This window comes from Streptomyces sp. NPDC048361 (assembly GCF_040651795.1).
GTDB lineage: Bacteria > Actinomycetota > Actinomycetes > Streptomycetales > Streptomycetaceae > Streptomyces.
Genome location: NZ_JBEZKW010000024.1, coordinates 1 through 13,176 on the forward strand (window position 1 = coordinate 1; position 13,176 = coordinate 13,176).

11 protein-coding genes are annotated in these 13,176 nt (G+C 70.7%); 4 read left to right on the forward strand and 7 right to left on the reverse strand.

Annotated elements, in window-relative coordinates:
- Positions 1–261 precede the first annotated feature (261 nt).
- Entirely contained in the window at positions 262–1,458 is a 1,197-nt protein-coding gene (locus AB0D31_RS16105; RefSeq protein ID WP_362722860.1) for a class I SAM-dependent methyltransferase, read from the reverse strand.
- A 95-nt stretch (positions 1,459–1,553) separates the two neighbouring features.
- Between AB0D31_RS16105 and AB0D31_RS16110 the strand changes: the two genes are divergently transcribed.
- The 4 genes from AB0D31_RS16110 to groL all read left to right on the forward strand — a co-directional run bounded on the left by AB0D31_RS16110 (position 1,554) and on the right by groL (position 5,977).
- Positions 1,554–2,459: a polysaccharide deacetylase family protein gene (locus AB0D31_RS16110; protein WP_362722669.1), complete on the forward strand. Its 906-nt coding sequence runs from the start codon at positions 1,554–1,556 to the stop codon at positions 2,457–2,459.
- A 19-nt stretch (positions 2,460–2,478) separates the two neighbouring features.
- Entirely contained in the window at positions 2,479–3,555 is a 1,077-nt protein-coding gene (locus AB0D31_RS16115; protein WP_362722672.1) for a polysaccharide deacetylase family protein, read from the forward strand.
- Positions 3,556–3,909: 354 nt separating this feature from the next.
- Positions 3,910–4,218, forward strand: coding sequence for a co-chaperone GroES (gene groES / locus AB0D31_RS16120; protein WP_120721868.1), 309 nt, complete (start codon positions 3,910–3,912; stop codon positions 4,216–4,218).
- A 136-nt stretch (positions 4,219–4,354) separates the two neighbouring features.
- Entirely contained in the window at positions 4,355–5,977 is a 1,623-nt protein-coding gene (groL, locus tag AB0D31_RS16125) for a chaperonin GroEL (RefSeq protein WP_362722675.1), read from the forward strand.
- Positions 5,978–6,125: 148 nt separating this feature from the next.
- On the opposite strand, the gene AB0D31_RS16130 is transcribed toward groL, so the two are convergent.
- The 6 genes from AB0D31_RS16130 to AB0D31_RS16155 form a co-directional block, all read right to left on the reverse strand.
- On the reverse strand, positions 6,126–6,821 hold the full coding sequence (locus tag AB0D31_RS16130; RefSeq protein WP_362722678.1) for an ester cyclase: 696 nt from the start codon (positions 6,819–6,821) through the stop codon (positions 6,126–6,128).
- Between the two features lie 160 nt (positions 6,822–6,981).
- Positions 6,982–8,010 carry a hydroxyacid dehydrogenase gene (locus AB0D31_RS16135; protein WP_362722681.1) on the reverse strand — a complete coding sequence of 343 codons (1,029 nt, stop codon included), beginning with the start codon at positions 8,008–8,010 and terminating at the stop codon, positions 6,982–6,984.
- A gap of 58 nt (positions 8,011–8,068) precedes the next feature.
- The gene (locus AB0D31_RS16140) at positions 8,069–8,947 is read right to left on the reverse strand and encodes a carbohydrate ABC transporter permease (protein ID WP_362722684.1); all 879 of its coding nucleotides are present in this window, start codon (positions 8,945–8,947) and stop codon (positions 8,069–8,071) included.
- Entirely contained in the window at positions 8,944–9,804 is an 861-nt protein-coding gene (locus AB0D31_RS16145) for a sugar ABC transporter permease (RefSeq protein ID WP_362722863.1), read from the reverse strand. Before AB0D31_RS16145 ends, AB0D31_RS16140 begins: the two co-directional genes overlap by 4 nt.
- Positions 9,805–10,147: 343 nt before the next feature.
- Positions 10,148–11,476 (reverse strand): sugar ABC transporter substrate-binding protein, encoded by a 1,329-nt coding sequence (locus AB0D31_RS16150; RefSeq protein ID WP_362722687.1) that lies wholly within the window; start codon positions 11,474–11,476, stop codon positions 10,148–10,150.
- 231 nt (positions 11,477–11,707) lie between these two features.
- On the reverse strand, positions 11,708–12,928 hold the full coding sequence (locus AB0D31_RS16155; protein WP_362722690.1) for a substrate-binding domain-containing protein: 1,221 nt from the start codon (positions 12,926–12,928) through the stop codon (positions 11,708–11,710).
- Positions 12,929–13,176 lie beyond the last annotated feature (248 nt).

Genomic DNA, 13,176 nt, shown 5'->3' on the forward strand with positions numbered 1-13,176 from the left:
ATGTGACAGCCCCGCGCCCCTGTGGGGCACCCGGTGCCGGCCGGTCGTGCCCGTCGTGGCGGAGCCGCGCAGATGTGACAGCCCCGCGCCCCTGTGGGGCACCCGGTGCCGGCCGGTCGTGCCCGTCGTGGCGGAGCCGCGCAGATGTGACAGCCCCGCGCCCCTGTAGGGCACCCGGTGCCGAACCGTCGCGTCCGCCGTGGCGGAGCTGCGCGAACGGCACAGCCCCGTGTCCCTAGTAGGGCACCCGGCACGGAGGGGTTACGCGGGGTTGCCCAGGAGCATCGTGGGGGCGCCGGCTACTCGGGTCAGGAAGACCGTCGCCGCGTTCGGGCCGGCCGGCTTCACGCGGCGCCGGATCTCCTCCGGCTCCACCGCCGACCCCCGCTTCTTCACCGTCAGCACCCCCACCTCCCGCTCCCGCAGCAATGCCTTCAACTTCTTCAGGTTGAAAGGGAGTTGATCGGTGATCTCGTACGCCGAGGTGTACGGGGACACATACGGCTCGTCACTCGTCACGTACGCGATCGTCTCGTCGATCAACCGCCCCCCGCACCGCTCGACGATCTCGGCGACGAGGTGCGCGCGGATGACCGCGCCGTCCGGCTCGTACAGATAGCGGCCCACCGGCCCGACCGGCGGCGCGGCGAGCGGGGCCGCCGTCCACAGCGCGGCGGACGCGGGCAGGAGCGTGGCGCGGACCGCGCCCGGGGTCACGTCCGTGCCGAACCACAGCACCGCCTCCTTCACGTCACCCCCGTCCGAGATCCACTCCGCCTCGGCCTGCGGCGGGATCGCCTCGTGCGGGATGCCGGGCGCGATCTTCAGCGCGGCGAAGGGCGCGGCGAGCGCCGCCGAGGTCGCCCAGGAGAGCGGCGGCGAGTACGCCTCGGGGTCGAAGATGCGGCCCCGGCCGCCACGCCGGGCCGGGTCCACGAAGACCGCGTCGTACGGCGCCGTATCGATCTCGGTCACGTCCGCGCAGCGCACCTCGATCAGCTCCGCGAGGCCCAGCGCCTCCGCGTTGGCGCGGGCCACCGCCGCCGTCAGCGGGTCGCGGTCGACCGCGAGGACCGAGATCCCGGCCCGCGCCAGCGCCAGAGCGTCACCGCCGATGCCACAGCACAGGTCCGCGACGCTCCGTACGCCCCGAGCGGCGAAGGTCCGCGCGCGGTGGGTGGCGACCGACGTACGGGTCGACTGCTCGACACCGTTGGGCGTGAAGAACATCCGGTGCGCGTCCGCCGCGCCGAACTTCGCCACCGCCCGCTGCCGCAGCCGCGCCTGCCCCAGCGCCGCCGACACGAGTCTCGTGTCGTGCTCGCGGCGCAGCCTGGTGGCGACCGCGAGTTCCTGCGCGGGGTCGTACTCCCGCAGGGATGCGAGCAGGGCGCGGCCCTCGTCGGCCAGCAGGAGGGAGAAGGTGTCGAGGTCGTTCACCCCGTCATTGTCGTCCAGCGGCGGCCCCGCTGTGGGCCAGGCGGGCGATGGTGGGGTCCGTGACGGCGGTGTCGTACGGGTCGGGGGGCCCGTGCCTGACAGGATGCGGCGCCATGCAACTAGTACGACAAAAGGGAAAAACCAGAACCAAGGCCGCCTGCGCCGTTCTGACCCTCGCCGCCGCCCTGCTCGCCTCCGCCTGCTCCTCCGAGGACGCGGGCTCGGGCCGGCCGGGGCCGCAGGCCGCCCAGCAGGGGGCCGCCGGAGCCCTCACCAGTCAGGCCGACCAACTCAAGCACGCCGAGGCCGCCCGGCTCGCGGCGGTGAAGAAGTGGGGGCTCGCCAAAGCGCCCCTGCTCGCGCCCGCGGCGCCCGCCGTCAAGCCGAGGATCACCAACCGGCCGGGGTTCGAGACCGACGGCGGCGACTCGCTGCCGCCCGTCTTCACCACCGTCCCCACCAAGGACAAGATCGTCTTCCTGACGATCGACGACGGCGCCGAGAAGGACCCGACCTTCCTGAAGATGATGCAGGAACTGCGCATCCCCTACAGCGCGTTCCTCAGCGACTACCTGGTCAAGGACAACCACGAGTACTTCAAGAAGATGCAGGGCCTCGGCGTCACGCTCAACAACCACACCCTCAACCACCGGTACATGCCGGCGCTCTCCTACGACGAGCAGCGGAAAGAGATCTGCGACCAGCAGGACAAGATCGGCCAGTGGGCCGGCAAGCGTCCCCGGTTGTTCCGGCCGCCGTACGGTAACTACAACGAGGACACCCTCAAGGCCGCCAAGTCGTGCGGGATCGAGGCCGCGCCGCTGTGGGCGGAGGAGGCCTTCACCGACCACATGGAGTGGCGCGAGTGGGACCGCGACCTGCACCCCGGCGACATCATCCTGACCCACTTCCGCGGGCGCGAGGACTGGAACGGGACCATGCCCGACATGGTCCGCCAGGTGATGAAGGTGATCACCGACAAGGGGTACGCCGTGGCCCGTCTGGAGGACTACGTGTGAGCCGGTCCGGGGAGCAGAGGTGAGCCGGGCGCGCCGGATCCGGGCCGCCCTGGCCGGGCTGCTCGCGGCCGGCGCGCTGCTCGGGCCGCTGGCCGGGTGCTCGGAACCGACCGCGCCCGTCGCCCCGTTCAAACGGCTCGGGCGCAAGGCCGCCCAGCACGCCGTGCCGCCGCCCGGGTCCGACGCGCGCATGGCCGCCGCCCGGCGCTGGGGCCTCGCCGCCCCGCTGGCGCCCGCACCCCGGCCGGCTCGCGTCAGGGGCGGGTCCGGGGTGCCGTTCGTCGTCGACCGCGTACCGGTGCGCGCGAAGGTGGTGTTCCTGACGTTCGACGACGGGCCGGTCGCGGACCCCGCCTTCCCGCGCATGATCCGCGATCTCCGGCTGCCGGTCGCCCTGTTCCTCACGGGCGCCGACACCGGTACGGAGGCCCGCGCGGGCGCCGACGGCGAGGGGGACGCACACGGCGACCGGGGTGTCGCCGCCGCTCCCGCTTCCGCCGCGGCTCCGGCGACCGCCGCCGACCCCGGCGCCGCGGCCGCAGTCGACCCCGGCGCCGCGGCCGCCGCCGACTCCGGCGCCGCGGCCGCCGCCGACTCCGGCGCCGCGGCCGCCGCCGACTCCGGCGCCGCGGCCGCCGCCGACTCCGGCGCCGCGGCCGCCGCCCGCACCGCCCGCGCCCGGGTGGACGCCTTGCGAGCCCTGGGGGCCGGGATCTACAACCACACCCTCGACCACCCCGATCTGCGGACCCTGACGTACGAGCGGCAGCGGGCGCAGATCTGCGGTCAGCAGGACCGGCTCGCCGCCCGGTACGGGACCCGCCCGAGACTGTTCCGGCCGCCGTACGGGTCCTACGACGCGCGTACCGTACGCGCCGCGAAGGAGTGCGGGGTGCGCGCGCTGGTGCTGGCCCGCGTCACGATGACGGCCGACGGTCTGCGGTACGCCGAGGGGGCCCGGGTGCTGCGCCCCGGGGACATCGTGCGGACCCGGTTGCCGGGGCCCGGCGCCGGTGCGACGCGCATGACGGCGCAGGTACTCGAACAGATCCGGTCGCGCGGCTTCACCGTGGGCCGCCTTGAGGACTATCTCTGAGCCCGCGACGATCCGCATTGCTCTGAGCCCGCGATGATCCGGCGGCTCTGAGCCCGCGATGCTCCGGCGGCTCCGAGCCCGCGATGATCCGCCGGCTCCGAGCCCGCGATGATCCGCCCGCTCCGAGCCGCCACGATCCGCCGTGTTCTGCGCCCGCGAGGATCCGCCGTGAAGGTACGAGATTGGCACTCCGCTTGACCGAGTGCTAACCGTCGTCCTAGTCTCGCTTCTGGCACTCCCCACTGGAGAGTGCCAACACAGCGACGGGCAGGTCCGGCACCCGCGACGACGGATCCACCTGGTCGCCACCCAAACAGTTAACCCCGTGAGATCTCCGAAGGGGGAGACCGGATCGTGACGACCACCAGCTCCAAGGTTGCCATCAAGCCGCTTGAGGACCGCATTGTGGTCCAGCCGCTCGACGCCGAGCAGACCACGGCCTCCGGCCTGGTCATCCCGGACACCGCCAAGGAGAAGCCCCAGGAGGGCGTCGTCCTGGCCGTGGGTCCGGGCCGCTTCGAGAACGGCGAGCGTCTGCCGCTCGACGTCAGCACCGGCGACATCGTGCTGTACAGCAAGTACGGCGGCACCGAGGTGAAGTACAACGGCGAGGAGTACCTCGTCCTCTCGGCCCGCGACGTGCTCGCGGTCATCGAGAAGTAATTCACCGGAGTACGCGAGTACTTCGAGTTCGAAGCGAATGCTTTGAGAGCTGCGCCCCTGGTCACCCCGCTGATTGCCGGGCGGCGAGGGGCGCAGTGTCATTAACCCGAGTTTTCGAGAGGGCTGAACCGCTCCCATGGCGAAGATCCTGAAGTTCGACGAGGACGCCCGTCGCGCCCTTGAGCGCGGCGTCAACAAGCTTGCCGACACGGTGAAGGTGACGATCGGTCCCAAGGGCCGCAACGTCGTCATCGACAAGAAGTTCGGCGCCCCCACCATCACCAACGACGGTGTCACCATCGCGCGCGAGGTCGAGCTCGACGACCCGTACGAGAACCTCGGTGCCCAGCTCGTCAAGGAGGTGGCGACCAAGACCAACGACATCGCGGGTGACGGCACCACCACCGCGACCGTGCTGGCTCAGGCGCTCGTCCGCGAGGGTCTGCGCAACGTCGCCGCCGGTGCCTCCCCGGCCGCCCTGAAGAAGGGCATCGACGCCGCGGTCAAGGCCGTCTCCGACGAGCTCCTCGCGACCGCCCGTCCCATCGAGGACAAGACCGACATCGCCGCCGTCGCCGCGCTGTCCGCCCAGGACAAGCAGATCGGCGAGCTCATCGCCGAGGCCATGGACAAGGTCGGCAAGGACGGTGTCATCACCGTCGAGGAGTCCAACACCTTCGGTGTGGAGCTCGAGTTCACCGAGGGCATGGCCTTCGACAAGGGCTACCTCTCGCACTACATGGTCACCGACCAGGAGCGTATGGAGGCCGTCCTCGACGACCCGTACATCCTGATCAACCAGGGCAAGATCTCCTCGATCCAGGACCTGCTGCCGCTCCTGGAGAAGGTCATCCAGGCCGGCGCCTCCAAGCCGCTCCTGATCATCGCCGAGGACGTCGAGGGCGAGGCGCTCTCCACCCTGGTCGTCAACAAGATCCGCGGCACGTTCAACGCCGTGGCCGTCAAGGCCCCGGGCTTCGGCGACCGCCGCAAGGCCATGCTCCAGGACATCGCCACCCTCACCGGTGCGACCGTCATCGCCGAAGAGGTGGGCCTCAAGCTCGACCAGGCCGGTCTGGACGTGCTCGGCACCGCGCGCCGCGTCACCATCACCAAGGACGACACGACGATCGTCGACGGCGGCGGCAACAAGGCCGACGTCGAGGGCCGCGTCAACCAGATCAAGGCCGAGATCGAGGCCACGGACTCCGACTGGGACCGCGAGAAGCTCCAGGAGCGCCTCGCGAAGCTCGCCGGTGGCGTCTGCGTGATCAAGGTCGGCGCCGCCACCGAGGTCGAGCTCAAGGAGCGCAAGCACCGTCTGGAGGACGCCATCTCCGCGACCCGCGCCGCGGTCGAGGAGGGCATCGTCTCCGGTGGTGGCTCCGCTCTGGTGCACGCCGCCAAGGTCCTCGAGGGCAACCTCGACAAGACCGGCGACGAGGCCACCGGTGTCGCGGTCGTGCGCCGCGCCGTCGTCGAGCCGCTGCGCTGGATCGCCGAGAACGCCGGCCTGGAGGGTTACGTCATCACCTCCAAGGTGAGCGAGCTCGACAAGGGCTTCGGCTTCAACGCCGCCACCGGCGAGTACGGCGACCTGGTCAAGGCCGGCGTCATCGACCCGGTCAAGGTCACCCGCTCCGCCCTGGAGAACGCCGCCTCCATCGCCTCCCTGCTGCTCACGACCGAGACCCTGGTCGTCGAGAAGCCGGCCGAGGAGGAGCCCGAGGCCGGTCACGGCCACGGTCACTCCCACTGACGTCGTAGACGTCGTCGGGACCGCCCAACGTCGTAGACGTCGGGCCCGCACCGTGTGAAGGCCCCCGCTCCCGCCGTTCCGGCGGGGCGGGGGCCTTCCCCGTTTCCCCGTTCCTCTTCCCCCCGAGGGGGCGTGCGCGGGTTTCGGGTCAGCCCGCGATGCCCAGCTGCTTCATCAGCCTGATGGCGTCGGAGTGCCACCAGCCTTCCTGGATCCTGCCGTTCTCGAACCGGAAGATCGTGGTGCCGGTCATGCTCACCTGCTTGCCGGTGGCGGCCAGGCCCATGAAGTCGCCGGTGTGGGTGCCCTGCAACGTCCACAGCGTCACCACGTCGTCCCCTTCGCTGACCTGCCGGTCGAGTTCGAAGGCGAAGTCGAACGAGGCACGCCATCCCGTGACGTCGGCGCGGATCCCGTCGGAGCCGACGACCGTGTCCTGCTCCTTGAGGGGGTCGTGATCGGCGTAGTCGGCGGCGAACACCTCGTCGATGGCGTCCAGGTTGCCGCCCGAGGCGATCTCGTGGAAGAAGCGGCGGGCTGTTGAAGCGTTCAACTGGTCGTTGCGCACCACATCCAGGTCCGTGAAGGTGGGCGGTCCGTCGCAGAGGGCCACCATCTCGGCGAAGATCCGGTCGGTCTCCGGGAGCTTCGAGTTCGCCATCGCTTCGTCGTACGAGGGGAACTCGATGATCTCGACGAAGTGGTTCCGGTCGGCGCGGTCCTTGCCGACGAGGCTGTGGGAGGCAGTCCGCTTGCCCTTGGTCTGTTCGACCCAGCGGTCCATGAGCCGGTCCAGGTCACTGAACCGCGCGGTCTTGAAGTCGATCACCTGCGTGAACGTCATGACTCCTCCCGGATGGCTCTGGGGTGATATCACCAGTTTAGTGATGTACCGCCTCCCTGTGCGGGGAGAGCCGCGGCCCCTGTCGGGCGGGACGGGCCGGCCGCTCGCGCCGATGTCCGTACGGGACGCCGCTCGCGCCGATGTCCGTACGGGACGCCGCTCACGCCGAATGGTGCAGGGCCGCCGGGAGCACCGGGTCCGAGAACGGCAGGCCCGAGGCGAATCGCTCCACCTCGTCCAGGGCCTGATCCGCCATGCGGTACAGCTCATTGCCGAGCGAGCCGGCGATGTGCGGGGTGAGCAGGACGTTGGGCAGGTCGTACAACGGGCTTTCACGGGGGGGCAGTTCGGGCTCCGTCACATCCAGGACCGCGTGCAGACGGCCCGAGAGAAGCTCGGCGAGCAGGGCCGGCTCGTCCACCAGGGAGCCGCGGGCGGTGTTGATCAGCGTGGCACCCGCCGGCATCAGGGCGAGCAGGCGCGCGTCGATCATGCGGCGGGTCTCGGGGAGCTGGGGCGCGTGGACGGAGACGACGCTGCTGCGGGCGCACAGCGCGTCCAGGGACACCTGTTCAACGCCCAGGGCCGCCGCTTCGGTTCCGCCGACGTACGGGTCGTACAGAAGAACCTCGAAGTCGAAGGGGCGCAGGAGCTCGATCACGCGCCGCCCGATGCGCGATGCGCCGACCAGGCCGACGGTGCGCCGGTAGTTGCCGGTGTGCTCGGTCTCGCTCAGCCACGCGGGGGCGGTGCGCAGCTCGGCGTAGCGCTGGGCGGAACGCAGCACCTCCTTGCCGGCGAAGAGGATCGCGGCGAGCGTGTACTCGGCGACCGGCAGGGCGTTGGCCGCGGCGGCCGACGTCACGGTGATGCCGCGGTCCCAGCAGGCGTCGGTGATGTGGTGCTTGACGGAGCCCGCCGCGTGGACGATCGCGCGCAGCCGCGGGGCCGCGTCCAGGACGTCCGCGGTGAGCGGGGGAGCGCCCCAGCAGGTGAGCAGGACCTCGGCCTCGGCGAGGGCCTTCGCGACCGGCGCCGTGGGCGCCACGAGATCGTGCGCGACCAGGTACGGGTCGGTACGGGTGAGGGCGGCGAGCCGGGTGCGGTGGTGCTCGGTGAGGAGGCGGTCGGCGATGCCGGGGCCCATCGCGAGCAGCAGGGCGGGCCGGTTGTCAGTGGTGTGGTGCATGGTGGGACTCGGACTCCTCACGAGGCGCTGGCCGGGGGTGACTGGGCTTCCGGGCCGGTCATTTGAGGCTGCCGGCGGTCAGTCCGGCCTTCCAGTGCCGCTGGAGGGAGACGAAGGCGACGATCAGGGGGATGACGGCGAGGAGGGAGCCGGTGACGACGAGAGGGTAGTAGCTCGGCTCAGCATGGGTGTTGCTGTTCCAGGCGTACAGACCGAGGCTCAGCGGGAAGAGCTTCTGGTCGCTGAGCATGACCAGGGGGAGGAAGAAGTTGTTCCAGATCGCGGTGAACTGGAAGAGGAAGACGGTCACGAAGCCCGGCATCACCATGCGCAGACCGATCGACCAGAAGGTGCGCAGCTCGCCGGCGCCGTCGATACGGGCGGCTTCGAGCGCCTCGCCGGGGATGTAGCTCGCGCTGAACACACGCGCCAGATACACCCCGAACGGATTGACCAGAACGGGTATCAGAACCGACCAGTACGTGTTGACCAGGCCGACCTTGCTCGCCAGCAGGTACATGGGCAGCGCGAGCGCCGTGGCCGGCACGAGCACGCCGAGCAGCACGACACCGAACAGCTTCTCCTTGCCGCGGAAGGTGTACTTGTCGAAGGCGTACCCCGCGGCGACGGAGACCAGCGCGCAGACGGCCGCGCCGACGCCCGCGTACAGAAGGGAGTTGAGGTACCAGCGGAAGTAGACGCCGTCGTTGTACGAGGTGAGCTGCGACAGGTTGTGGCCCAGGTCGAAGCCCTTGAAGGAGAAGGCTTCGCCGGACAGCAGGCCACCGGTGTCCTTGGTGGCGGCCGTGATCAGCCACACCAGGGGGAAGAGCGTGTAGAGGACGGACAGCAGGAGCGCGCCGTTGACCGCGGTCCTGGACAGCCAGCGGCTCGACGGCCGCCGGGGTCCGGTGGCGGTGGCTGTGAAGGAGGTCATGCCGTGGCCCCCTTCCGGTTGGTGAGGCGGGTGACGACGAAGGAGAGCAGGGCCGCGACGAGGGCGAGGAGCACGGCGGACGCGGCGGCGAGCCCGTAGTCGTTGCGGCTGAACGCGGCGGTGTAGGCGTACATGTTGGGCGTCCAGGTGGAGGTGACCGTGGAGCTGCCGCCCTGGTTGAGGATGAGTGGCTCCGTGAAGAGCTGGAGCGAGCCGATGACGGTGAAGAGCGCCACCATCGTCAACGAGCCGCGGATCAGCGGGAGTTTGATACCGAACGCGGTGCGCCACTCACCGGCGCCGTCCATGGTGGCCGCTTCGAGGACCGAGCGGTCGATGGCCTGGAGCGCCGCGTAGAAGATGACCATGTTGTAGCCGAGCCATTCCCACAGCGCGATGTTGACGACGGAGGGAAGCGTGCCGCTGGAGGAGAAGAAGTCGAAGCCGACGCCGCCGGAGTGCATGGCCTTCACGACCGGGCTGAGACCCGGGGTGTAGAGGTAGACCCAGATCAGCGCGGCGATGATGCCGGGCACGGCGTGCGGCAGGAAAAGGGCGAGCTGGAAGAAGCGGCGGGCGCGGGCCAGCGTCGAGTCGAGCAGCAGCGCGAGCGCGAGGGCGCCGCCGACCATCAGCGGGATGTAGACCACGCAGTAGCCGGCGAGCACCCAGAAGCCCTCGCGAAAGGCCCGGTCGCCCAGCGCCGCCGTGTAGTTGTCGAGCCCGCTGAAGACCGTGGTGGCGCCGCCGAAGCCGAGCCCGGACTGCTTCTCCGTGAACAGGCTCAGCCAGATCGCGTACCCGATCGGCACCACCGTCACGACGGTGAACAGGACGAAGAACGGGCTGAGCAGCACACCGGCGGCCGCGTTGGTGCGGCTGCGTGCGCCGCGGGGCCCCTTGCGGAGACGGGAGGCGGGGCGGGCGGAACGGCGGGCTGGGCTGCCCCCGGGGCGGCCGGAAGCTCCTTGATCGCCTGGGGCGCCTTGATGGCCTGGGGTGCCTTGCTCATCGGCCGGCTCCGGTGTGGCCCGGGTGCCGGCCTGCGCGGCGCCGGGTGCCTCGGTGCGTACGGGTCTCGTGGCATCGTCGTCCGCCGAGGTCGGGCGGTCACCCTGCTCGCCGGCCGGGCCCGGTGCGGCCGGGGTGCAGGCCGTACCGGACCCGGGCGGGGCGGCGCGCCGCTTCGTCCTCATCCGGTCAGCCCTCGACCTTCAGCCCGCGCTTCTTCAGCTCGGTCACCGTGGCGTCGTGCGCGGTCTTGATCGCGTCCTTGATCGTGACCGAGCCACCCGCGACCTTGCCGAGCTGGTCCTTGAGCGCGGTGTTGGTGGTGCCCATGCTCGGGCCCCAGCCCCAGTTGGCGTTGATCGAGCTGCCCGCGGCGTCGAAGAGCTGGTAGACGTCCTGGCCGGTGTAGAACTTCGCGTCGAAGGCCTTCTGCGCGGCCGGTCGCAGCGCTATGTCGGCCGGGAACGCGCTCGACGTACCGGACTTGATGCGCGCGTCGATACCGGCCTCGGTGGTCGACATCCACTGGGCGAATTCGAGGGCGGCCTCGGTCTTGGTGCTGTTCTTGGTCACCGCCCAGGTGGAGCCGCCGAGCATGCCGCTTGCGGGCTTGCCGTCCCAGGTGGGGATGGGGGCCACCGCCCACTTGCCGCTCTGGTCCGGCACGGTCCCGCCGAGCACGCCCGCGCCCCACGAGGCGCCGAGGTAGCCGACGGTGGAGCCGTCCTTGAGGGAGGCCGTCCATTCGGGGCTGAAGGAGACCGCGTTCTGCACCAGCTTGTCGTCGAGCAGGCCCTGCCAGTAGTCGGCGACCTTGTTGGTGGCGGCGTCGGCGGTGTTGAGCTTCCAGGTGTCACCGTCGGCCTTGAACCACTGGGCGCCGGCCTGCCAGGCCATCGCCTCGAAGGTGGTCGGGTCGTCGGGGAAGAACGTGCCGATGCGGGCCTTGGGGTCGGCGGCCTTGGCCTTCTGCGCGGCATCCTTGAACTCGGCCCAGGTCTTGGGGACTTCGATGTTGTTCTTCGCGAAGAAGTCCTTGCGGTAGAAGTACGCCTGCGGTGCCGCGTCGAAGGGGATCGCCCAGTTCTTGCCGCCGAGCGTGGTCTGCTGGATCGCCTGCGGCAGGAACTGCTTCTTCACGTCGTCGGTGACGTACTTGCTGATGTCCTGGAACGAGCCCTGGCTGACGAACTCGGGGAGCATCGGGTACTCGACGGTGACGAGGTCGGGCGCGTTGCCCGCCTTCACCGCGTTGGAGATCTTCGCGTAGCCGCCGGCGTTGCCGGAGGGGATCTCCTCGAACTTCACGTGGATGTTGTTGTGGGAGGCGTTGAAGGCATCCACCACATCCTTCGAGCCCTTCTGCCAGGCCCAGAACGTGATGGTGACGGGTTTGTCGGCGGTGCCCTTGCCCGCGTCGCTCGTCTTGCTGCCGCCCCCACCACAGGCCGTGAGCACGGCGAGAGCGGTGGCGGTGCCGACGAGGGCGGAGGTCGATCTGGTCCAACTGCGGCTCACGGAACGGCTCCTGAACGTGAGGGGACGAGGCGATGGCCGCGATCCTTGGCCCAGTTCTGACCGAAGTCAAGAGCGAAAGTTCGATTGATCGAAAAAAGATCAGAGAATGAGTGAACGTTCGCGCGTCAGGACCGAACGCTCACGGGCAGCCGCGGGGGCTGCGCGGGGGCGGCCGCTCGCGGGGCGCGTGCGGGGTGCGTTCGGGTGAGCGCGGGGTGAGTGCGCGGTCATTCACGGCGCGCCCGCTGCGCTCCGCAGGGTCTCGGAGGGGGCTCCGCAGGAGGCTCGGACGCGGAGCCTCGGCAGCAGGTCGACATGGCGTCGCGGCGCCTCTTCGCCGCCGCCGGTGCCGTACGCGGAGGTGCCGCGCAACCGCTCGATCAGCAGCTCGGCCGCGTACCGTCCGACCTCGTGCTTGGGCGGGGCGACTGCCGTCAGCGGAATGTCCGCGAGGGCCGCGACCTCGTCGTCGTACGCCACGAGCGCCAGGTCGTGCGGCACCCGCACGCCCAGTTCGGCCAGCCGCTGCACGATCCGGATGGCGTCCACGTCGTTGTGGACGAGCGCCGCCGAGGCGCGGCCCTCCGCGACCGCGGTGCGCAGTGCCCGTACCGCACCTTCGAACCCGCTCGGGTCCGCCTCCGCCGAGACCGAGTCGATCACCGGGAGCGGTGACGTGAGGCCCAGCGCGTCGAGCGCGTGGCGGTATCCGGCCCGTACGGCGATCGCGGTGGGGCTGTCGGACCGTGCCACGAGCAGGGGCGTCGGGTGCCCCAGTGCGAGCAGATGGCGGACCGCGATGAGCACGCCATGGCCGTGGTCGGAGCAGACCCGGTCCAGGTCGTCCAGGTCGCGGCCCGGCACGCCGCGCCGTTCCAGGAGCACCGTCGGCACCGGGAGACCGGCGATCCAGGCACCGTGCTCGACCGGGTCGTCCGGCTCCTTCCAGCCCGGCGCGATCAGCAGGCCGTCGGCCCCGGCCGCGAGCAACCCGGCCGCCCGGCCCGCGTCCTCCTGCGGCCGGTAGTCCGAGATCCGCAGCACGAGCCGAGCGCCCGCGGCCGCTGCCGCCTCGTGGGCACCCCGGATGACCTCGGCGAAGTAGTACGTGGCGTTGGGCGCCAGCATGCCGATGACGAGCTCGCGCGAGCCGGCGGTGGAGGGGGAGGCGGAGGTGGCGGGGGCGGTGAAAGCCGAGGCGGCTCCCGGGGCGCGGTCCCGGCGTGCGGTGCCCGGGGAACCGGTCGCCGGGGCGGCGTCCCCCGCGCCCGGCCAGGAGACCGAGCCGTGCGCCCGGTCCAACCGCCCTTCGGTGGCCAGGAACTCGACGTCCCGCCGCACGGTCACCGGCGAGACGCCCAACCGGGCGGCGAGATCGGAGACCCGTGCCGAGCCGTGCCGGCGCACCAGTTCCAGCAGTCGGTCATGACGTTCAGCAGCGCTTTCACGCACGGTGGCATCCCCTTCGCGGTGTGGCGGCCCGGTGGGCCATAACCCTAGTACGGCGTGATCGAACGACAGGAGTTTCGATCATTCGGTCTGATCCATTGACGTTCGATCAAACCGGGTTCTAAGTTCCCAGAGATTTCGCGCGGGCCCCGACGACGGCAGAGGAGAGTGCGCGCGGGTTCCGACGATGACGATGGAGAGTGGGCGCGGCCCGACGAGGACTATGGAGAGTGGGCGCGGGCCGCGACGAT